This window comes from Corynebacterium endometrii, assembly GCF_004795735.1.
GTDB lineage: Bacteria > Actinomycetota > Actinomycetes > Mycobacteriales > Mycobacteriaceae > Corynebacterium > Corynebacterium endometrii.
Genome location: NZ_CP039247.1, coordinates 2,193,788 through 2,213,684 on the forward strand (window position 1 = coordinate 2,193,788; position 19,897 = coordinate 2,213,684).

15 protein-coding genes are annotated in these 19,897 nt (G+C 64.1%); 11 read left to right on the top strand and 4 right to left on the bottom strand.

From position 1 onward, the window contains the following. The first annotated feature begins 237 nt into the window (after positions 1–237). From CENDO_RS09915 to CENDO_RS09925, 3 genes are all read left to right on the top strand, one after another. Positions 238–531 (top strand): rhodanese-like domain-containing protein, encoded by a 294-nt coding sequence (locus CENDO_RS09915; RefSeq protein ID WP_136141867.1) that lies wholly within the window; start codon positions 238–240, stop codon positions 529–531. Positions 532–862: 331 nt separating this feature from the next. Then, positions 863–1,324, top strand: a complete 462-nt coding sequence (locus CENDO_RS09920) for a MarR family winged helix-turn-helix transcriptional regulator (protein WP_136141868.1) — start codon at positions 863–865, stop codon at positions 1,322–1,324. Positions 1,325–1,351: 27 nt separating this feature from the next. Then, on the top strand, positions 1,352–5,323 hold the full coding sequence (locus CENDO_RS09925) for a Pls/PosA family non-ribosomal peptide synthetase (protein WP_136141869.1): 3,972 nt from the start codon (positions 1,352–1,354) through the stop codon (positions 5,321–5,323). A 156-nt stretch (positions 5,324–5,479) separates the two neighbouring features. Here the strand turns inward: CENDO_RS09925 and ppk2 are convergent, their stop codons facing one another. From ppk2 to groL, 4 genes are all read right to left on the bottom strand, one after another. Next, positions 5,480–6,379, bottom strand: a complete 900-nt coding sequence (gene ppk2 / locus CENDO_RS09930) for a polyphosphate kinase 2 (protein WP_136141870.1) — start codon at positions 6,377–6,379, stop codon at positions 5,480–5,482. Between the two features lie 338 nt (positions 6,380–6,717). Then, positions 6,718–6,873, bottom strand: coding sequence for a hypothetical protein (locus tag CENDO_RS11210; RefSeq protein ID WP_168707204.1), 156 nt, complete (start codon positions 6,871–6,873; stop codon positions 6,718–6,720). A gap of 71 nt (positions 6,874–6,944) precedes the next feature. After that, on the bottom strand, positions 6,945–7,187 hold the full coding sequence (locus CENDO_RS09935; protein ID WP_136141871.1) for a hypothetical protein: 243 nt from the start codon (positions 7,185–7,187) through the stop codon (positions 6,945–6,947). A 544-nt stretch (positions 7,188–7,731) separates the two neighbouring features. After that, the gene (gene groL / locus CENDO_RS09940; RefSeq protein WP_136141872.1) at positions 7,732–9,375 is read right to left on the bottom strand and encodes a chaperonin GroEL; all 1,644 of its coding nucleotides are present in this window, start codon (positions 9,373–9,375) and stop codon (positions 7,732–7,734) included. Positions 9,376–9,722: 347 nt separating this feature from the next. Between groL and CENDO_RS09945 the strand changes: the two genes are divergently transcribed. From CENDO_RS09945 to mnhG, 8 genes are all read left to right on the top strand, one after another. Further along, positions 9,723–11,066: a dipeptidase gene (locus CENDO_RS09945; RefSeq protein ID WP_136141873.1), complete on the top strand. Its 1,344-nt coding sequence runs from the start codon at positions 9,723–9,725 to the stop codon at positions 11,064–11,066. A 118-nt stretch (positions 11,067–11,184) separates the two neighbouring features. Beyond that, complete coding sequence (locus CENDO_RS09950) at positions 11,185–12,603, top strand: M20/M25/M40 family metallo-hydrolase (protein WP_136141874.1); 1,419 nt, start codon at positions 11,185–11,187, stop codon at positions 12,601–12,603. Positions 12,604–13,087: 484 nt separating this feature from the next. Next, on the top strand, positions 13,088–16,309 hold the full coding sequence (locus CENDO_RS09955; protein WP_136141875.1) for a Na+/H+ antiporter subunit A: 3,222 nt from the start codon (positions 13,088–13,090) through the stop codon (positions 16,307–16,309). After that, positions 16,310–16,819: a Na(+)/H(+) antiporter subunit C gene (locus CENDO_RS09960; protein WP_136141876.1), complete on the top strand. Its 510-nt coding sequence runs from the start codon at positions 16,310–16,312 to the stop codon at positions 16,817–16,819. It abuts the gene before it with no gap. After that, a complete protein-coding gene (locus tag CENDO_RS09965) occupies positions 16,812–18,629 on the top strand; it encodes a Na+/H+ antiporter subunit D (protein WP_136141877.1) in 1,818 nt (605 codons plus the stop codon). Before CENDO_RS09960 ends, CENDO_RS09965 begins: the two co-directional genes overlap by 8 nt. Then, entirely contained in the window at positions 18,629–19,171 is a 543-nt protein-coding gene (locus tag CENDO_RS09970) for a Na+/H+ antiporter subunit E (protein WP_136141878.1), read from the top strand. The genes CENDO_RS09965 and CENDO_RS09970 overlap by 1 nt, the downstream gene beginning before the upstream one ends. Further along, a complete protein-coding gene (locus tag CENDO_RS09975; protein WP_136141879.1) occupies positions 19,171–19,443 on the top strand; it encodes a monovalent cation/H+ antiporter complex subunit F in 273 nt (90 codons plus the stop codon). The genes CENDO_RS09970 and CENDO_RS09975 overlap by 1 nt, the downstream gene beginning before the upstream one ends. Further along, positions 19,443–19,841 (top strand): monovalent cation/H(+) antiporter subunit G, encoded by a 399-nt coding sequence (gene mnhG / locus CENDO_RS09980; RefSeq protein WP_136141880.1) that lies wholly within the window; start codon positions 19,443–19,445, stop codon positions 19,839–19,841. The genes CENDO_RS09975 and mnhG overlap by 1 nt, the downstream gene beginning before the upstream one ends. Positions 19,842–19,897: the final 56 nt, after the last annotated feature.

The window sequence follows — 19,897 nt, forward strand, 5'->3', positions numbered from 1 at the left end:
GTAAAGCCTAGGGCTCCGTGCGTGCACGGGGCCCTTTTTGGATCGGCCCCGCGTTTGGGCGGGCGCGAGTTTGTTCCGCAAGCGCTGCCGCCGCCAAAAGGCGCACCAATTCGGCGCGGCGGCGCGCCCGCCGCCGGCCGGGTTTTTAACGCGGGCGGGTTGCCCCAGGCCCCGCCGGGCCGGCAGGTGGGAAGCGGCTTGCTACATGCGCGACCGGGAGGCATTAGAGTGGGCAGTATGAAAGAAGTAGCAGTAAACGCAGTACCTGAAGGCGCGCAACTGGTTGATGTGCGCGAGGACTTTGAATACGCAGAGGATCACGCGGCCGGCACGGTCCACATCCCGATGCAGGAGATCCCCGCCCGCGCCGATGAGCTTGATGGCACCAAGGAGATCTACGTCATCTGCAAGGGCGGCGGGCGCAGCGCCCAGGTGTGCCAGTACCTGGAGCAGTCCCGCGGCTGGGACGTCATCAACGTTGAAGGCGGCACGGACGCCTGGCGCGCCGCCGGCCTTCCCATGGAGCGCTAACCCACCGGGGTGGCAGGCCCGTGCCGTTACGGGCCATCGAGTGATGCTGAGCATTGACTAAACATCCACCCTCGGCGAACCATGGGCCACGGCCACGGAGACTGCCACGGGCGGTAGCGGAGAATCCCCGCGGGCGCGGGCGGCTACCGCTATGCTGCGAAACCGCCAATCCTTGGTCCCATCCACTGCCCGCGCCCCAACCACTCCGGCGTGCGGCGGTGGCGTAAAACCGGGCGGCAGAAAACCCGGGCGGCGGTGGCATAACGGCCCCATTGATGGGAACCCACCCATTATTTAGATATTTAACGTTTGGGCGGTTATTGTCTTAGGCATGCCTTCGAATGCCAACTCCGCAATCCCCACCCAGCTCCTCGAGTCCCCGTGCTTCCAGCTGGACCGCCTGCGCCGCCGCACGCGCGATGCCGTTGAGCAGGCGCTGTCCGCAAAGCAGACCACCCTGCGTGAATATTGGGTGCTCACCTGTTTGGTGGACTCCACGGCTTCGTGCCAATCGGATCTGTCCGCGATTTTGGCGATTGATGCCTCCGATATGGTGCGCCTCATCGATTCCCTGGAGACCCGCGGATGGGCCAAGCGCGAACGCGATCCAAAGGACCGCCGCCGCCAGATCGTGGCGAGCACCAAGAAAGGCACCAAGGCGCAAAAGGACTTGGCCGCATTGGTCTCCGAGGCTGAGGAGTCCGCGCTGAATGACTCCACCTCCAAGCAGATGAAACACCTGCGCAAGTTAGCTACCGCCATTCTGGCCGAGCGTGATACGGCCGACGCTTAAAACACTTTAAAAAAGGGGCCCGTCCCAATGAACCAGCCCGTCACTGGTGCACAAGACTGCGCAGGCAAGCACTCCCTTGCCGCCACGCCGGCGGAATTGGCCGCCGAGGAAGCGGCGTACCGCGCCCAACCCGGCGCCGGCATAATCCACGTCCCCGAGCAGTACCTGCTGGGCGACCAGGCGCCCGCGCCGCGGACCCTGTGGGATATCATCCGGGATACCGCGCGGCGTTTCCCCGAAGCCGCGGCGATTGATGACGGTGAGATCCTGACCTATGAGGAGCTCATCGCGGACGTAGAAACCCTGGCGGATAACCTGCGCTCCCTTGGCGTACGCCGCGGTGACCGCGTGGGAATCCGGATGACCTCCGGCCAGCGCAACCTCTACCTGGCCATCCTGGCCACCATCGCCGCCGGCGCGGCCTACGTGCCGGTTGACGCCGATGACCCGCAGGAACGCGCGGATATGGTCTTCGGTGAGGCGGGAATCAACGCCGTGTTCACGGATGACGGCTTCCGGATGCTCAAGCCATCTACGGGCCCGGCCGGTGAGCCCACGCTGGAGGACCACGCCTGGATCATCTTTACCTCCGGATCCACCGGCAAGCCCAAGGGCGTTGCGGTCTCCCACCGCTCCGCCGCGGCGTTCGTGGATGCCGAGGCCCAGATGTTTCTGGCCAATCACCCCTCCGGCCCGTTGGGGCCGGAGGACCGCGTGCTGGCCGGCCTATCCGTGGCCTTTGACGCCTCCTGTGAGGAGATGTGGCTAGCCTGGGGCCACGGCGCCTGCCTGGTTCCCGCCCCGCGTTCCTTGGTCCGCTCCGGCATGGACCTTGGCCCGTGGCTGATTCGCCGCGATATCACGGTAGTCTCCACCGTCCCCACCCTGGCCGGGCTGTGGCCTGCGGAGGCGCTGGATAATATCCGCCTGCTCATCGTTGGCGGTGAGGCGTGCTCCCAGGAGCTGGTCGACCGCCTGGCCACCCCGGAGCGCGAGATGTGGAATACTTACGGCCCCACGGAGGCCACCGTCGTGGCCTGCGGCCAGCAGTTGCGGCCCGGCGCGCCGGTCTCCATTGGCCTGCCGCTGTGCGGCTGGGACCTGGTGGTTGTTGACTCAGAGGGCTTCCCGGTGCAACTGGGCCAGGTGGGCGAGTTGGTCATCGGCGGCGTGGGCCTGGCCGAATACCTGGACGAGGGCAAGGATGCGGAGAAATACGCGCCGCTCACATCCATGGGCTGGCAGCGCGCCTACCGCACCGGTGACCATGTGCGCCTAGAGGAGGACGGCCTGTACTTCGTGGGGCGTGTGGATGACCAGGTCAAGATTGGCGGGCGCCGCATCGAACTTGGTGAGGTGGAGGCCAATGTGGCCGCGCTTGCCAATGTGTATAACTCCGCGGTGGCCGTGCAGAAGACCCCGGGCGGTGAATCGGTGCTCGTGGGGTATGTCTCCCTCGAGGATGAAGCCGTGGGGTTTGACCACGAGGCGGCTTCCGCGCGGCTGGCGGAGACCATGCCGGCGGCCCTGCTTCCCCGCATCTGCGTCCTGGAGGAACTGCCCGTGCGCACCTCCGGCAAGGTGGACAAGGCCGCCCTGCCGTGGCCGCTGCCCGGAATCGGCGTGGAGGCGGACGGGCTCAATGAGACGGAGGCCTGGCTCGCGGAATTGTGGGTGGACGTCTTGGGCATATCCGTCCATGATGACAACGCTGACTTTTTCTCACTCGGGGGAACCTCCCTGGCGGCCGCAACCCTCGTGGGCCGCATCCGTGAGCGCTACCCCACCATTGCGGTGCGCGATCTCTATGACCGCCCCCGCCTGGGCTCGCTGGCTGAGCTCATCGACGCGGACACCCGCCCGGCGGCAGAAAAGGCTGAGCCGCGGCGCGTTGAGCCCGTGCCCGCCCGCGCCCGGGTCTGCCAGGTGATGATCCAAATACCCACCATGACCGTCGCCGCCACGAGTTGGGTGACGTGGCTGCTCACCGTCTCGAATATCGCCGCGGCCAGCGGAGTGGACTGGGCCGTTACCACGCCGTGGTGGCTTATCTTCGTGCTGATAGTGCTTTTCTGCACGCCGATTGGCCGCATCCCCTTGGGCGCGTGCGGCGCGCGCGTACTCACCCACGGCATCACCCCGGGTGAATACCGCCGCGGCGGGGTAGCGCACCTGCGGCTGTGGGCCGCGGAGCGGTGGGCGGATGCCACCGGATCGCGCTCCATCGCGGGCGCAACGTGGGTCAATTACTACGCGCGAATTCTTGGGATTCAGATTGGCAAGGGCGTGGACTTCCACACCCTGCCGCCCGTGACCGGATTGCTCACCGTGGGTGATTACGCCTCCATTGAGCCGGAGGTGGATCTCTCCGGCTACTGGCTCGATGGGGACATCCTTCGCGTGGGCGCCATCGAGATTGGTGAGGGCGCCCGCATTGGCGCGCGCTCAACCCTTTTGCCCGGTGCCCGCGTGGGTGCCAATGCCCATGTTGAGGCCGGCTCCACGGTCACCGCGGCCAAGAAGGTCAAGGATGGGCAGCGCTGGTCCGGCTCCCCTGCGCAGAAGGTGGGCCGCTCCAAGCACCGCTTCCCGGATCATCCCCCGGCCCGCCGCGCGTGGTGGGTGCCCATCTACGGCGTTACCTCGGCGCTTTTGGCCGCGCAGCCGTTTATCGCCGTGCTGGTCGGCGTGCTGGTTACCGTGGGGCTCGTGGCCGGAACCGGCGGAAACGCTTTTATCGGCGCGGTCTTGTTTGCCCCGCTCGGGGCGTTGGTCTCCTTCATCTTCTACGCCGCGCAGACGTGGTTGGGCGTGCGCATGCTATCCATCGGCCTACAACCCGGGGTGACCCCCGTGCGCTCCTTTAACGGTTGGCGCATCTGGGCCATCGAGCGCCTCATGGATGAGGCCCGCACCCAGCTATTTCCCATCTATGCCTCCCAGCTGACCCCGCATTGGTTCCGCTCCCTGGGCGCCACGATTGGCAAGGACGTGGAAATCTCTACCGCGGTGATGGTGCCCGTCCTCACGGAGGTCAAGGATGGCGCATTTCTTGCCGATGACACCCTGGTTGGCGGTTACGAACTCGGCGGCGGTTGGCTGCTAGCCGGCCAGGCCAAGGTGGGCAAGCGCTCATTCGTGGGCAACTCCGGAATCGTGGGTGCCGGGCGCAAGCTGGCTAAAAATTCGCTGGTGGCGGTGCTGTCTTCCACCCCGCGCAAGACCAAGGGCGGCACCAACTGGTGGGGTTCCCCACCGGAGCGCATGCGCCGCGTCGAGGCCCACGTGGACGGCCTCTCCGGCGAGGCGTTGACCTACCATCCCGGCCGCCGGGTCAAGGTGCTGCGCGCTGTGGTTGAGACCATGCGCCTGCTCGCGCCCATGACCTCTGCGATGCTCCTAGCCTTCGCCCTTGGCCTGATTTACCTTGCGGTTTCGCACCTCGGCGTGGGCGCCGGCTTCCTGTTGGGCGGGGTCATCCTCATGCTGACCGGCGCCCTGGCCATGGCCATTACCATCGCGGTGAAGTGGGTCTGCGTGGGCAGGCACCGCGCCGGCGATCATCCCCTGTGGTCCCCGTTTGTCTGGCTCAACGAGCTGCAGGACACCTTCGTGGAATCCGTGGCCACGCCGTGGTTTTTCACACACACCTTAGGCGATGCGCCACTAAACCTGGCGCTGCGCGCCCTGGGCGTTAAGGTTGGCCGCGGGGCGTGGATTGAGACCTACTGGTTCCCGGAGACTGACCTGTGCTTCGTGGGTGACGGCGCCTCCGTGGGCCCCGGCACCGTGGTGCAAACGCACCTGTTCCAGGACCGGGTCATGAGCCTGGACGCCGTGACCATAGGGCGCGGCGCAACGCTCGCCGCCCACTCCGTGGCGCTGCCGGCCTCCCGCATCAACGATGGCGCCACCGTAGCACCCGGTTCCCTGGTAATGCGCGGCGACCAGGTCCCGCCGCACACGGGGTGGCAGGGCAACCCCATCGAGCCTCGCTAGAAGCAGCCTCCTGCCCTGGGGTCATCAATTAACTCGCCTCACCCAAATCTAGAAAGACCCAGCCCCCTGTATCCAGGGGGCTGGGTCTTCAACGCTAGCGACGACGCTGCTAGCGCCTCACTAGTAGAGCCTCAATGCGCGGGCCAACGCTGGTATTCAGTCACCAATTTCGTCCCGGCCACGCTTGACGATGCTGTCATCCGGCTCACCAACCACGGAGTGGTCCTTGTTGGTGTATTCAAACTTGGACAGAACGTAGCGCATCGCATTGATGCGGGCGCGCTTCTTATCGTTGGATTTAATGGTGATCCAAGGGGACTCATCCGTATCCGTGTAGCGGAACTGCTCCTCCTTGGCGCGGGTGTAATCATCCCACTTGTCCAGGGAGGCCAGGTCCATTGGGGACAGCTTCCACTGGCGTACCGGGTCAATCTGGCGGATGGCGAAGCGGGTGCGCTGCTCCTTGCGGGTAACGGAGAACCACAGCTTGGTCAGGGAGATACCGGAGCCCAAAAGCATGTTCTCCAGCATTGGCACCTCACGCAGGAACTCCGCGTGCTGGGACTCCGTGCAAAAGCCCATGACGCGCTCGACGCCGGAGCGGTTGTACCAGGAACGGTCAAAGAAGACGATTTCTCCGCCGGCCGGGAAGTGCTGAATGTAGCGCTGGAAGTACCACGAGGTGGATTCGCGCGGGGACGGCTTTTCAAGGGCTACCGTGCGCGCACCGCGGGGGTTGAGGTGCTCATTGAAGCGCTTGATGGTGCCGCCCTTGCCGGCTGCGTCGCGGCCTTCGAAGAGGATGATGTGGCGCTGGCCGGTTTCCTTGGTCCAGTTCTGCCACTTCAGCAGCTCGATCTGCAGCGCGCGCTTGGTGGTTTCATACTCATCACGAGTCATCCGCTCGTCATAAGGATAGTTCTCACGCCACGTCTCTACCGGGGAACCATCTGGAAGGATGAGGGCCGGATCATCCTCGTCGGAGTCATCAACCACGTAACCTTCGGTTTTGGCCAGGTCGATTACTGGCAGCTCGTCGTCTTTAATATCAGCCATGCGATCAAGTTTAGTCCCCACCCCCGTTTTAGTCCTGCCAATGCACCACACCCGGAGAAAATCACCCCCAAGTGCGCACTAATCCACTTTCTCCGCAGGTCATGGCGCAAAAGACCCCCGCCACTTCACGCGGGTTTCCCCTTCACACAGCGGGCCACACCTACTCACCTAGGCCCGCCCGCCCGAAGGCCACGCCACCTCAACGCCGAAGTTCATAGGGAACCACACTCCGATGCATCGAACAACCACCCAACCACTGCGCCCCAAAGAAAACGCGATGAGCCCCGTCCACGAAGGACGGGGCTCATGGCGTATTAGCGCTTAAACGCTAGCTGCTCTTAGAGCAGGCCCAGAAGGGAGTTGACGTAGCCAGCGAGGTCGGAGAGATTGGTCAGCAGACCGAAGATCTCGCCGATCAGGCCCTCGGAGGACAAATCTACCCAGTTTTCGATGTTCTCGAATGCAGTGGTGGTGTTTTCGGTGGTGGTATCCATGGAATACTCCTAAGTCAGTGTTGGATTGTATTAGGGGTCGAGAATGTTACAGCTTCTAGTGCTGCGTTATCCTACTCGAAGATGGAAGAGGTCTGGTTAGCCCAATACTCACCATTGTTCAGCTGCGTCTTGTTATCCTCACCCAGAACTGGAACTTCAGTAGATACACCGTCTACATCCTTAGTCTCGAATGCAGGCGCAAAGAAGTCCGCGAAGTCCTGAATGAACTTAGGGAAGCCCTGGAAAAGGCCAATTGCGTTGTCTACAAAGGTAGAGAAGTCATCAAGTGCAGCCTTTACTACAGCGATATCCATATTTACTCCTTAAGAGTGCCTGACACTCCCTAGGAGGCCAGAGCTGTGAACTTGGTCTTGCAAACACCGCCACACAGTGGGGCGTCACAGGACATATTTTTACACATATTCCAGAATGTGCAACAGACATTTTAGGGCAGCCTTACCTAAAGCCGCGTAATTGAAAATGCCACCGGGGATCTCTCAGGAAAATTTTATATAGCTTTTCTTTAGAATAGAGTTTGCTTTATCCTATTTACGCCAGTGATGGCTGGACTGGCGGGCAATCAATTTGTTTCATGTTTGCTATCAATACCGTCGGTCTCAAATTTAACTGAGAAAATAATGTCATTAAAGATTTCCGAATCTGTCCCCCTTGTGGGGGTGATTTTGGGGCTTGAGGGAGCTCGAGGCGGGGCGGTTGAGCGATAGTTTTTGGACATAACTAGCGGGGCGGCGTCGGCTGAAAGCGCAGTACGGCGCTGAATTCTGGGGCGGTCCGGGATCAAGTAAACCCGCCACAGCAAAAAGGCTGCAGCGGGTTTAAGCTAGCGCGGAGGGGCTATTAGAAGCCCATGCCGCCCATGCCCTCAGCATCAGGCATAGCGGAAGCGCCGGCAGGCTGTGGCTTGTCAGCCACGACGGCCTCGGTGGTCAGGAACAGGGCCGCAATGGAGGCGGCGTTCTGCAGAGCAGAGCGGGTCACCTTCACTGGGTCGTTAATGCCCGCGGCCATAAGGTCAACGTACTCACCGGTGGCGGCGTTGAGGCCCTGGCCAGCCGGCAGGGAGGCAACCTTGTCAGCAACCACGCCAGGCTCCAGGCCGGCGTTGTGGGCAATCTGCTTCAGCGGAGCAGAGAGTGCCTCACGGACAATCTTGACGCCGGTAGCCTCATCGCCGGAAAGCTCAGACAGGGAATCCAGGGCGGATGCGGCCTGCAGCAGCGCTACGCCACCGCCGGCAACGATGCCCTCTTCCACGGCAGCCTTAGCGTTGCGCACGGCGTCCTCAATGCGGTGCTTGCGCTCCTTGAGCTCAACCTCAGTAGCGGCGCCGACCTTCAGGACTGCAACGCCGCCGGCCAGCTTAGCCAGGCGCTCCTGCAGCTTCTCCTTGTCATACTCGGAGTCGGAGCCGGCGATCTCGGCGCGGATCTGCTTGATGCGGCCGTCAATCTGCTCCTGGTTGCCAGCACCCTGAACGATGGTGGTGTCATCCTTGGTGACAACTACCTTGCGTGCCTGGCCCAGGAACTCCAGCTCGGCGGTCTCAAGGGAAAGGCCAACCTCTTCGGAGATAACCTGGCCACCGGTCAGGATGGCCATATCCTGCAGGGTAGCCTTGCGGCGGTCGCCGAAGCCCGGTGCCTTAACGGCAACGGACTTGAAGGTGCCGCGGATCTTGTTAACAACGAGGGTGGACAGTGCCTCACCCTCAACGTCCTCGGCGACAATCAGCAGCGGCTTGCCGGACTGCATGACCTTCTCCAGCAGAGGAACCAGGTCCTTGATGTTGGAGATCTTCTGGGAAGCGAACAGGATGTACGGATCCTCCAGGACTGCCTCCTGGCGCTCCATGTCAGTAGCGAAGTAGCCGGAGATGTAGCCCTTATCGAAGCGCATACCCTCAGTAACTTCCAGGTCCACGCCGAAGGTGTTGGACTCCTCAACGGTGATGACGGAATCCTTATTGACCTGGCCGTTGCCTACGGCGTACATTGCCTCGGCGATCTTCTCGCCGATGGCCGGGTCGGCGGCGGAGATGCCCGCGGTGGTGGCAATCTCTTCCTGGGTCTCTACTTCCTTAGCGGAAGACAGCAGGGACTCAACTACGGCCTTGGTGGCGGACTCGATGCCGCGCTTGATGCCCATTGGGTTGGAACCGGCGGCAACATTGCGCAGGCCCTCGCGGACCAGCGCCTGGGCCAGGACGGTAGCGGTGGTGGTGCCGTCACCGGCAACATCATCAGTCTTCTTGGCTACTTCCTTGACCAGCTCTGCGCCGATCTTCTCGTACGGATCCTCAAGCTCGATTTCACGGGCGATGGACACACCATCGTTGGTGATGGTCGGCGCGCCCCAGGACTTCTCCAGGACTACGTTGCGACCCTTAGGGCCGAGGGTTACCTTGACGGCGTCAGCCAGCTGGTTCAGGCCACGCTCGAGACCGCGGCGGGCCTCCTCATCAAAGGCGATGATCTTTGCCATGTGTTTGTGCTCCTTAAATTCGTTTAGGACGACACTCACGTCTGCACTTTCATGGACGCCCGCGACGGCATGGCTGGCGAGTGTGGGTCAGCCTCAACCATGAAAGAAAGATTCTGGCACTTGCCTCGTGCGAGTGCTAGGACCATTCTGGCACTCGAGTAGGGCGAGTGCAAGATTTTCCGCCTCGTGTGAGCAAAAGGCGCGCACCCTGTTAGCGATCAGGGCGGAACGCGCGGTGGGGGCGGTAAGGGTGGTAAGGGATAGTGGACTTCGGCGACCGCCGGTGCCTCTCATGCTATGGGATGGGGATGCGGGTAGATTATGGGGATGCGGGTAGATTGGGGAACATGACTTTTAGCATCGACACCGTCCGCAATGACCGCCCCCGCATCTTCGAACAGCTCAAGGAGATTGTGTCCTTTAACTCCGTGGGCAGCGACCCGGCGCTAGCCGGAGAATGCACCGCCGCCGCCGAGTGGGTGCAAAAGGCCTTCGCCGAGGCCGGCGTGGAACTCGAGGCCATCAAGACCGTGGATGGATCGCTAACGCTTATCGGCGAGCGCACCGGCGAAGAAGGGGCGCCAACGGTGCTGCTGTACTCCCACTATGACGTGGTGCCGGCCGGCAACCTGGACGCGTGGACCAATAGCCCGTTTGAACTGACCGAACGCGACGGGCGCTGGCACGGCCGCGGCGCGGCGGATTGCAAGGGCAACCTGGTCATGCACCTAGCCGCGCTGCGCGCGCTGGAGCAGCTGGGCGGGACCACCGCGACCATCAAGGTGCTCATCGAGGGCACCGAGGAGTGCGGCGGCGAGGGCCTGTCCACCCTTATTAAGGAGCGCCCGGAGCTCTTTGCCGCGGACGCCATCCTCATCGCCGACGCCGGCAACGTCGCCGTGGGCCAGCCAACCCTGACCACGGCGCTGCGCGGCGGCGCACAGATCAAGGTCACCATGCGCACGCTCGAGGCCGGCGTCCACTCCGGCCAGTTCGGCGGCGCGGCCCCGGACGCGGTCAAGGCCCTGATGCGCGCGCTGGATTCCCTGACCGATGAGCACGGCCGCACCGTCATCGACGGCGTGGACTGCGCCGGCACGTGGCCGGGGCTGGGCTATGACCGCGAGGCGTTCCGCGGGGACGCCCTCCTGCTGGAGGGCTCGGAGATCCTGGGCGAGGACGGCGATGAGATTGCGGACTTCCTCTGGGCCCGCCCGGCGCTGACCGTGACCGGTTTTTCCTCCACGCCGGTGGACAAGGCCGTCAACGCCATCCCGCCGGTGGCATCCGCCAACCTCAACCTGCGCGTGCCGGCGCACATGGACCCGGCCGAGGTAGCGGTCAAGGTGGAAGATCACATCCGCGCCCACACTCCTTGGGGCGCCCAGGTAGAGGTGGAAATCCGCGACGCCAACCGCGGCTTTACCGCTGACCCCACCAAGCCGGCGGCACAGCTGCTCTCCCAGTGCCTGGCGGAAGCCTACGGCAAAGAGACCGTGCAGATGGGCATGGGCGGCTCTATCCCGCTGACCGTGGAGCTGCAGGAGGCCCACCCCGACGCGGAGATCGCGCTATTTGGCGTCGAGGAGCCAAAGGCCACCATCCACTCCCCCAACGAGTCCGTGGATCCGTCCGAGATTGAGCACATCGCCATGACCGAGGCGCTGTTCCTCTCGCGCTTCGGGAAATAAGTCTTACGGGGTAAATCCGGGAGTTAAACCCGGGATTTACGACCGGGATTTACGACCGGGATTTACGACCGGGAGCAATGCGGGCCGGGCCGCGCGGTGATTCGCTACGGTAGTTACTATGACTTCCGCTTCCTCCACTCCTTCTTCCACGCCCCAGGCGCCGGCGCTTGGGGCGCCGCTGGCCCGCATCTGGGATGACCTGGCGGCGATGGTCGCCTACCACTCCGTGCACGGGGATCCCGCCCTGCGCGCCGATTATGAGTCCAATGTGGACTGGATAGTCGGCGCTTTCTCACGCCTGGGCATTGAGCTGGAAAGGATAGAGTGCGTCGATGAGTCGGTGGCCCTCGTGGGGGCTAAGCCGGCGGTCAACGGCGCGCCGACGGTGCTTTTGTACGCGCACCATGACGTGGTCCCCGCCGGTGAGCGCGGCGAATGGGAGCAGGATCCGCTCACGCTAACCCAGCGGACCCGCGAGGATGGTTCGGCCCGCTGGCACGGCCGCGGCACGGCTGACTGCAAGGGCAATATCGCCATGCACCTGGAGGCCCTGCGCCGGCTCGGCCCGCTGGACCGGGTGGATACCGGAATCAGGGTGCTCATCGAGGGCTCGGAGGAAAACGGCGGCGAGGGCCTGCACGATCTGCTGGCCAAGCGGCCGGAGTTGTTTGCCGCGGACGCCATCATCGTGGCGGATACGGGCAACGCGGCGCCGGGGCTGCCGTGCCTGGTGACGCTGCTTCGGGGCTCGGCACAGATCCGCGTGAGGTGCCAGACGCTGACCTCGCCGGCGCACTCGGGCAAGTTCGGCGGGGTGGCGCCGGATGCCACCGCGGCGCTGATGCGCACGCTGGATTCCCTGCGCGATGAGGAGGGCCGCACGCGCATCGACGGCATCGACTGCACGGGCCACTGGCACGGCGCGGGCTACGACCCGGAGCGTTTCGCGTCCGACGCCGGCGTGGTCCAAGGCGGCGAGCTCATCGGCCACCCGGACGCAGAGGAGGTGGCGGACGCGGTCTGGGCCCGCCCGGCCGTGACCGTCACCGGCTTTAGCTCCACGCCCGTCGAGGAGGCGGTCAACGCCGTGCCGGCCGAAGCCGCGGCCCAAGTCAACCTGCGCGTGCCGCCGCGCCTGAAGGACGATGAGGGCCACAGGCTAAGCACCGAGGATGCCGCGCGGCTGCTCGCCGCCCACCTCCACGAGCACGTGCCGTGGGGCGCGCGCCTCGAGGTGGATATCCAGGACACCTCGACCGGCTACCAGGCCGAGGCCGGCGGCCTTAACCTGCTGCGCGACTGCCTGACCGAGGCGTACGGCACCCCGGCGCGCGAAATTGGCACGGGCGGTTCCATCCCGCTGACCGTGGACCTGCACGAGGCCTTCCCGGAGGCGGCCATCGCGCTTTTGGGCGTGGCGGATACCTCAGCGGCCATCCACTCCCCCGACGAGTCCGTGGATCCGCAGGAAATTGTCCACATGGCCGAGGCGGAAGCCCTCTTCATCTCGCGCTACGGCCAAAAGCCGCGGGGTTAACGGGCTGAGCGCCCGGGCCGAAATGACCCTATATATAACGGAGCATTTCAAATAGTCCTTTAAAATTTGGGAGCGTGCTAGTACAGTGGCTTAATGTTGGCCGCGCCGCGATAGCGCTGCCTCAACGCAGGGGATGCGGAAATTTTCGGCGCGATTGCGCGCCAGAATTTTCACGCCCATGCGTGTTTTCCAGTGAAACACCGTGACACGTAACTTCGGTCGGGACGCGTTTGCTCACCCCACCGCTTCCTCACCCGCGCGGGCCCCACGTGGCCGTCCGGGTACCGGGGTGCGGATCTGCAAACGGTTGCGGGCCCGGGGATTAAAAGCACATAAAGGTTCTGCCGCTGGGGGCAGCACGCACGTTGATGTAGCGAAGGAGTTGTTCTTCCTCAACGCACTTGAACGCGAGGGATGACACTCCCAGGCGTAGCCCAACCCTGCCCCACGTCCACCCTTCGCCCATGGGAGAGCGCTTACTATCGTGCTATTTCTGCTTTGCGCACTGATCCTCACCACGATCATCGCCCCGGTGCTCATTAACTACCTCGGCCGCCCGGCATTTGGGCTTTTATCCCTAGTGCCCGCCGCCGGCTTTGCGTGGATCGCGAGCCTGTTTGCCTCGGGCGCGTTCGCAGATGGCCGGGCGTTGACCGCCTCAATCGAGTGGATGCCCACCGTGCACCTCGACATCGAGCTGAGGTTGGACGCGCTGGCGGGGCTCTTTAGCCTGATTATCCTGGGCGTGGGCGCATTGGTGCTCATTTACTGCTGGGGCTATTTTGATAAGACCCCGCGGCGCCTGACCATCTTCGGCGCCCAGATGGTGGGCTTTTGCATGGCCATGTACGGCCTGGTGACGTCAGATTCCTTCCTCTTGATGTACGTCTTTTGGGAGATCACGTCCCTGCTGTCTTTCATGCTGGTCAGCTACTACGGCGAGCGCGCCTCCTCCCGCCGCGCCGCCACCCAGGCCTTCATGGTCACCGTCTTAGGCGGCCTAGCCATGCTGGTGGGCATCGTCCTATTCGGACGCCAGACCGGCGTGTGGACCCTAAGCGGCATCGAGGCCTTCCAGGAAATCGCCATCACGCCGTACGTCACGGCGGCAATCGTCCTCATCCTCTGCGGCGCGCTAACCAAGTCCGCGATTGTCCCGGCGCACTTCTGGCTGCCGGGCGCCATGGCCGCTCCCACCCCGGTCTCCGCCTACCTGCACTCCGCGGCGATGGTCAAGGCCGGAATCTACCTGGTCGCCCGTCTGGCCCCGGAGTTCAACCTGATCTCCGCGTGGCACATGGTGATCATCCCGCTGGGCCTGTTTACGATGCTGCTGGGCGGCTGGATGGCGCTCAAGCAAAAGGATCTCAAGCTCATCCTGGCCTACGGCACGGTCTCCCAGCTGGGATTTATCACCGCCGTGGTGGCCATCGGCTCCCGCGAGGCCATGCTGGCGGGCCTGGCGTTGACCTTCGCCCACTCGCTGTTCAAGGCCACGCTGTTTATGATCGTGGGCGCCATCGACCACACCTCGGGCACCCGCGATATCCAGAAGCTTTCCGGCTTAGGCCGCAAGCAACCGCTAATCTACGCGCTGGCGATCATCTCCGCCCTGTCCATGGCGGGCATTCCCCCGCTGTTTGGCTTCGTCGCCAAGGAAGCGGTCTTAGAATCCGTCCTGCATGAACAGCTGCTCGTGGGCATGCCGCGCAACATGATGCTGGTGGTCATCGTCCTCGGCTCCATCTTGACCATGGCCTACGCCCTGCGCTTTTTGTGGGGCGCCTTCGCGCTCAAGCGCGGGGACCATCCCTATGCAGGACAGACCTCCGAGGCCGTGGAACAGATGCACCACATCGGCCCGCTGCTGTGGGGCGCCCCGGCCGCCCTCACCGCCCTGACGGTGGCCTTCGGCGTGTTCCCGCAGCCGCTGTCCCTGGCCATCAACCAGCACCTGGATAACGTCTTCGGCGTACCTGCCGAGGTTGGCGCGGAGGAGACCTACCTGGCGCTGTGGCACGGATTCACCATCCCGCTGGCCATCTCCACGTTCATCGTCCTCGCCGGTATCTTGGTCCACTGGCAGCGCCAGCTCATCGCCAAGGCCCAGTTTGAATACCCGGCCCTGGGTTCGGCGGACAACGCCTATGACGGCGTCATCTCCGGCCTGCGCACCCTCTCCCTGCACACCACGGCCTCCACGCAGCGCGGTTCCCTGCAGCTCAACCTCACCGTCATCTTCCTGTGCCTCATCATCTTGTCGCTGGTGGCAATCATCACCGGTGATCTCACCAACGTGCGCATGATCGTGGCGGAAAGCCCGTGGCAGGCCATCGCGGCAATGGTCATGATCATCGCGGCCATCGCCACCACGGCCATCCAAAACCGCCTCTCCGCCGTCATCGTGGTGGGCATTTCCGGATACAGCCTGGCCGCCGTCTTTGCGCTCCACGGCGCGCCGGACCTCGCGCTGACGCAGCTGTTGGTGGAGACCATCATCATGGTGCTGTTCATGCTCGTGCTGCGCAAGATGCCGGCCAACGTGGAATGGCGCCAAGATCCCAAAACCAACCGGCTGCGCGCCTGGCTGTCCGTAGCCACCGGCGTGGTCATCGCCATCCTTGGCATGTTCGCCATCAACGCGCGCGTGGCCGAGCCCATCTCCGTCTACATGCCGGATTTGGCCAAGGAGATTGGCCACGGCGCCAACGCGGTCAACGTACTGCTCGTCGATATCCGCGCGTGGGATACCTTCGGCGAAATCACCGTCTTGGTCATCGCCGGCATCGGCGTGGCCTCCCTCATCTTCCGCACCCAGTCCTTTACCCGTTCCTCCCGCCGCCCAACCCTGCGCGTGACCGGGCGCCGCTGGCTGGCCGCCGGCGTGGAGACCGAGCAGCAGCTCAACCGTTCCCTCAAGGTGGACGTGGCCACCCGCGTGCTCTTCCCGTCCATGATGGTGTTGAGCATCTACTTCTTCTTCGCCGGCCACAATGCGCCGGGCGGCGGCTTTGCCGGCGGCCTCGTTGCGGCGCTGGCGTTGACGCTGCGCTACCTGGCCGGTGGCCGCGCCGAACTCGATGAGGCGCTGCCATTGGACGGCGGCCGCGTGATGGCGGTGGGGCTGATTACGTCCACCGCGTCCGTGGTGTGGCCCATGTTGCTGGGGCAGCCGCCGCTGTCCACCGCGTACACCAAGGTCTCGGTGCCGTTGATCGGTGATGTCTCCCTGCCTTCCGCGCTGATTTTCGACGCCGGCGTGTACATGATCGTCGTGGGCCTCACGCTCTACATCCTCCATTCCTTGGGCGGCAAGCTCGATGAGGAAGAAGAGGTCCGTAAGCAGCGCGCCCGTGACCGCGCGCGCTCCCTCCAGCGCAAGCAGCGCCAGAAGGAGGCCGCCGCCAAGGAGGCCAGGGCAAAAGCCAAGGCCGGCGTCAAGGCCAAGGTCGCCGCCCAAGCGGAGGCGCGCAAGTCCACGGGCGAAAAGAAGCAGGTCCCCGGCCGCGCCAAGGGCACTGCCGAGGTCGCCGCGGAAAAGGCCGCCGCCGAAGCCGCCGCCTCCAACGCCGCCGCCAAGGAAGCCAGCGCCGACCCACCGGCGCCCGGCGATGGCGGCGCGGCCCCCGCCCCCACGGCCGCAAAATCGCCGGTAACCGAACACACAGACCATGACCACAGGGACCATCCGAGAGAGGAGAAGTAAATGGAAGCCAACCTCATGTTGCTCCTGGCCACCGCCGCTTTGATCTCCAGTGGTGTGTACCTGATGCTAGACCGGGCCATGACCAAGATGCTCCTCGGCATCTTGCTCATCGGCAACGGCGCCAACCTGCTCATCCTCCAGGCCGGCGGCCCGGCGGGCTCGCCCCCGGTGATGGGACGGGAGACAGAGCAGTACGGCGAGCAGATTGCCGATCCGCTGGCCCAGGCCATGATCCTGACCGCGATTGTCATCGCCATGGCCATGACCGCCTTCATCCTGACCCTGGCCTACCGCCAGTACCGCTACCGCACCGCGGACGTTATTGAGGATGACGCCGAGGATGCGGCAATTAAGGCCATCGCGGCCACCGCCAACCGCCCGGGTGCGGCGGCGTCCGCCCCCGACTATGACGCGACCAGCGATCCCAGCACCGGCAAAGCCACAAAAGAGGGTGACGCCTTTGGTCCCCAGTTCTTCGAGAAACCAGTAAAGGGGGCGCAGGATGACTGAAGTATTCCGTGACTTTGCGGCCTTTGTCCTGCCGTCCGTGGGATTTTTGATCCCGCTGCCGGTCCTCATCCCCGCGCTGGCCGCCGCCGTGGCCATGCTCTTTGTCAAGATGCCGGCCGTGCAGAGCCGGGTAGCGTTCTTCTCCCTCCTGGCCACGGCCGCGGTCTCCGCAACGCTTATCATCATCGCCGATTATGAGGGCATCCAGACCCTGCAGGTGGGCGGGTGGGACGCCCCGGTGGGCATCACGCTCGTGGCGGACCGCCTGTCCTCCGCGGTGATGTTCACCTCTTCCGTGGTGCTCTTCTGCGTGATGTGGTTCGGCATCGCGCAGGGCGTGCGCGATGGTGACAAGGATGAGCCCGTGGCCGTCTTTATCCCCACGTACATGCTGCTGACCATGGGCGTGAACGTGTCCTTCCTGGCCGGGGACCTGTTTAACCTCTACGTGGGCTTCGAGATCTTCCTCGTGGCGTCCTACGTCCTGCTCACCGTCGGCGCCTCCCCCGCCCGAGTGCGCGCCGGCGTGGGCTACGTCATGGTGTCCATGGCCTCCTCCATGATCTTCCTCTTCGCCCTCGGCCTGGTCTACGCCGCCGTGGGCACCGTGAACATGGCGCAAGTGGGCATGCGCATGGAGGACATCCCGGAAGGCACCCGCACCGCCATCTTCGGCGTGCTCCTCGTGGCCTTTGGCATCAAGGCGGCCGTGGTCCCACTCGACGCGTGGCTGCCGGACTCCTACCCCACCGCTCCATCCCTGGTCACCGCGGTCTTCGCCGGCCTGCTGACCAAGGTGGGTGTCTACGCGATCATCCGCATGCGCTCCTCCGTGTTTACCGATGGCAGCCTAGACACCATGCTGATGTGGGTGGCGCTGGCCACCATGATCATCGGTATCCTAGGCGCCATTGCGCAATCCGATGTCAAGCGCCTCTTATCCTTCACCCTGGTCAGCCACATCGGCTACATGATCTTCGGCGTGGCCTTGGGCACCGCCCAGGGCCTATCCGGCGCCATCTTCTACGCCATCCACCACATCCTGGTCCAGACCACGCTATTTCTGGTGGTGGGGCTCATCGAGCGCCAGGCGGGCACGTCCTCCCTGCGCAGGCTGGGCTCGCTGCTGTACTACGCGCCGCTCATCGCGATTTTGTACTTCATCCCGGCCATGAATCTGGGCGGCCTCCCGCCATTTTCCGGCTTCCTGGGCAAAGTCATGCTCCTGCAGGCCGGCGCCAATGAGGGCAGCTGGATGGCGTGGGTGCTCATCGCCGGCGCGGTGGTGACCTCCCTGCTGACCCTGTACGTCATGGTGCTGGTGTGGGCCAAGGGCTTCTTGCGTGACCGCGCGGACGCCCCCGAGGGCAACGTGGCCATCGCCCGCCCATCCCTGCTGTCCGACGTCACCGAGGAGATCGAGCTCGAAGAGCGCGCCGACGTAGGCCGCCTGCCATTCGGCATGGTCGCCTCCACCGTCACCCTGGTGGCCGCCTCCACCAGCATTTCCCTGCTGGCCGGCCCCATCTCCGGCGTGACCTCGCGCGCGGCCGAGTCCGCCCAGGACACATCCATCTACCAGTACGCCGTACTGGGGGATTCCGCCGATAACCCAACCCGCCACCTGGACCAGAAGGAACGCTACGAGGGCGGGGCGGATTCCATCGAGCAGCGCAACGCGCCGCTACCGGACCCGGCTCCAGCGGTATCCACGGCGCCGGTAACCACGGCGCCAGAGGAGACGGCGCCGGAGAAGACGTCGGAAGAGGCGGCGTCCAGTGAGCCAACCGCAGAACCGGAGGTGCGCTAATGCCACTGCGTAAAGTTTCGGCCGAGCGTTTCAACGGCTTCAAAAACCGCTTCCGCCCATGGTTTATTACCTGGATCGTCATCATGTGGGTGATGCTCATGGGGGAAATCACCATCGCCAACTTGGTGGGCGGAATCGCCGTGGGCCTCGCCGTGGTCCTCCTGCTGCCGCTGCCCGCCATGCCCGTGGCCGGGGTGACCGTGAGCTGGGGCCGGCTGGCGCTGTTTTCCCTGCACTGGCTGTGGGACTTAATGGTCGCCTCCGTCAAGGTGGGCTGGCTGGCCGTGCGGCCGGGCCCGATGGAGAAGACCGCCATCCTGAAGGTGCCGATGCGCGTGGAGAACGAATTCATCCTCTCCCTCGCCGTGACCTTCTACAACCTGCAGCCGGGCGGCGCGGTCAGCGACATTGACATCGCCAACCGCATGCTCACCATCCACGTCCTCCACGCCACAACGGAGGCGGACATTGAACGCGAAATCAACCACGTGCGCCAACTCGAACGCGCAATGATTGGCATCTTTGAAAGGAGGCCACGCTAATGGATCCGGTCATCTATAACGGCATCCTCACCTTCGCCGCGGCACTTATGATGGTGTCTTTTTTCATCATCACCTGGCGCATCGTCGTGGGCCCCAACTCCCTGGACCGCCTGGTGGGCATGGACTGCTTCGTCGCCATTTTCCAGTGCGCCATGGCCGTCTACATCTGCTGGTCGCTCAACACGACCGTGGTCAACGCCATGATCGTGGTGGCCCTGCTGGGGTTCATCTCGACCGTGTCCGTCACCAGGTTCAGGAGGAGGGATAACTAATGACCTACGCTTTCATCGCAGATGTCATCTCCCTCATCCTCATAGTGCTGGGCGCGGTTTTCGTGCTGACCGCGGCCGTGGGCGTGGCCCGCTTCAAAGACACCATGTCCAGGGTCCACGCGGTCACCAAGCCGCAGACCACGGGCCTCATCTTCATGATCCTGGGCGCTTTGATCCGCGTCACCGGCTCCGAGTCCTTCGGCGTGGCCGAGCGCAGCGACATCGGCTTTTTGGTCCTGCTCGTCCTCTTTGCCATGATCACCTCCCCGGTCACCGGTCAGCGCCTGTCCCGAGTGGCCCGCCGCGAGGGCCTCTACGGCAAAAAGGAGGACATGTCCCGCAACGACCGGCCCGGCGGCACGAGCTCGCGGAAGAAGGAAAACCGCCCGAAGCTCTAGCCCGGGTGCGGGCGCGCGGGATGGGCGCGCGCGTCACGCCGCGCAACAATTGCGTT

What these genes read in the sequence shown, in the direction of transcription:
- CENDO_RS09970 (WP_136141878.1), top strand. Translation starts at nt 18,629, where the DNA reads ATGCCACTGCGTAAAGTTTCGGCCGAGCGTTTCAACGGCTTCAAAAAC.
- CENDO_RS09965 (WP_136141877.1), top strand. Translation starts at nt 16,812, where the DNA reads ATGACTGAAGTATTCCGTGACTTTGCGGCCTTTGTCCTGCCGTCCGTG.
- CENDO_RS09920 (WP_136141868.1), top strand. Translation starts at nt 863, where the DNA reads ATGCCTTCGAATGCCAACTCCGCAATCCCCACCCAGCTCCTCGAGTCC.
- CENDO_RS09960 (WP_136141876.1), top strand. Translation starts at nt 16,310, where the DNA reads ATGGAAGCCAACCTCATGTTGCTCCTGGCCACCGCCGCTTTGATCTCC.
- groL (WP_136141872.1), bottom strand. Translation starts at nt 9,375, where the DNA reads ATGGCAAAGATCATCGCCTTTGATGAGGAGGCCCGCCGCGGTCTCGAG.
- CENDO_RS09945 (WP_136141873.1), top strand. Translation starts at nt 9,723, where the DNA reads ATGACTTTTAGCATCGACACCGTCCGCAATGACCGCCCCCGCATCTTC.
- ppk2 (WP_136141870.1), bottom strand. Translation starts at nt 6,379, where the DNA reads ATGGCTGATATTAAAGACGACGAGCTGCCAGTAATCGACCTGGCCAAA.
- CENDO_RS09935 (WP_136141871.1), bottom strand. Translation starts at nt 7,187, where the DNA reads ATGGATATCGCTGTAGTAAAGGCTGCACTTGATGACTTCTCTACCTTT.
- CENDO_RS09925 (WP_136141869.1), top strand. Translation starts at nt 1,352, where the DNA reads ATGAACCAGCCCGTCACTGGTGCACAAGACTGCGCAGGCAAGCACTCC.
- CENDO_RS09950 (WP_136141874.1), top strand. Translation starts at nt 11,185, where the DNA reads ATGACTTCCGCTTCCTCCACTCCTTCTTCCACGCCCCAGGCGCCGGCG.
- CENDO_RS11210 (WP_168707204.1), bottom strand. Translation starts at nt 6,873, where the DNA reads ATGGATACCACCACCGAAAACACCACCACTGCATTCGAGAACATCGAA.
- mnhG (WP_136141880.1), top strand. Translation starts at nt 19,443, where the DNA reads ATGACCTACGCTTTCATCGCAGATGTCATCTCCCTCATCCTCATAGTG.
- CENDO_RS09975 (WP_136141879.1), top strand. Translation starts at nt 19,171, where the DNA reads ATGGATCCGGTCATCTATAACGGCATCCTCACCTTCGCCGCGGCACTT.
- CENDO_RS09915 (WP_136141867.1), top strand. Translation starts at nt 238, where the DNA reads ATGAAAGAAGTAGCAGTAAACGCAGTACCTGAAGGCGCGCAACTGGTT.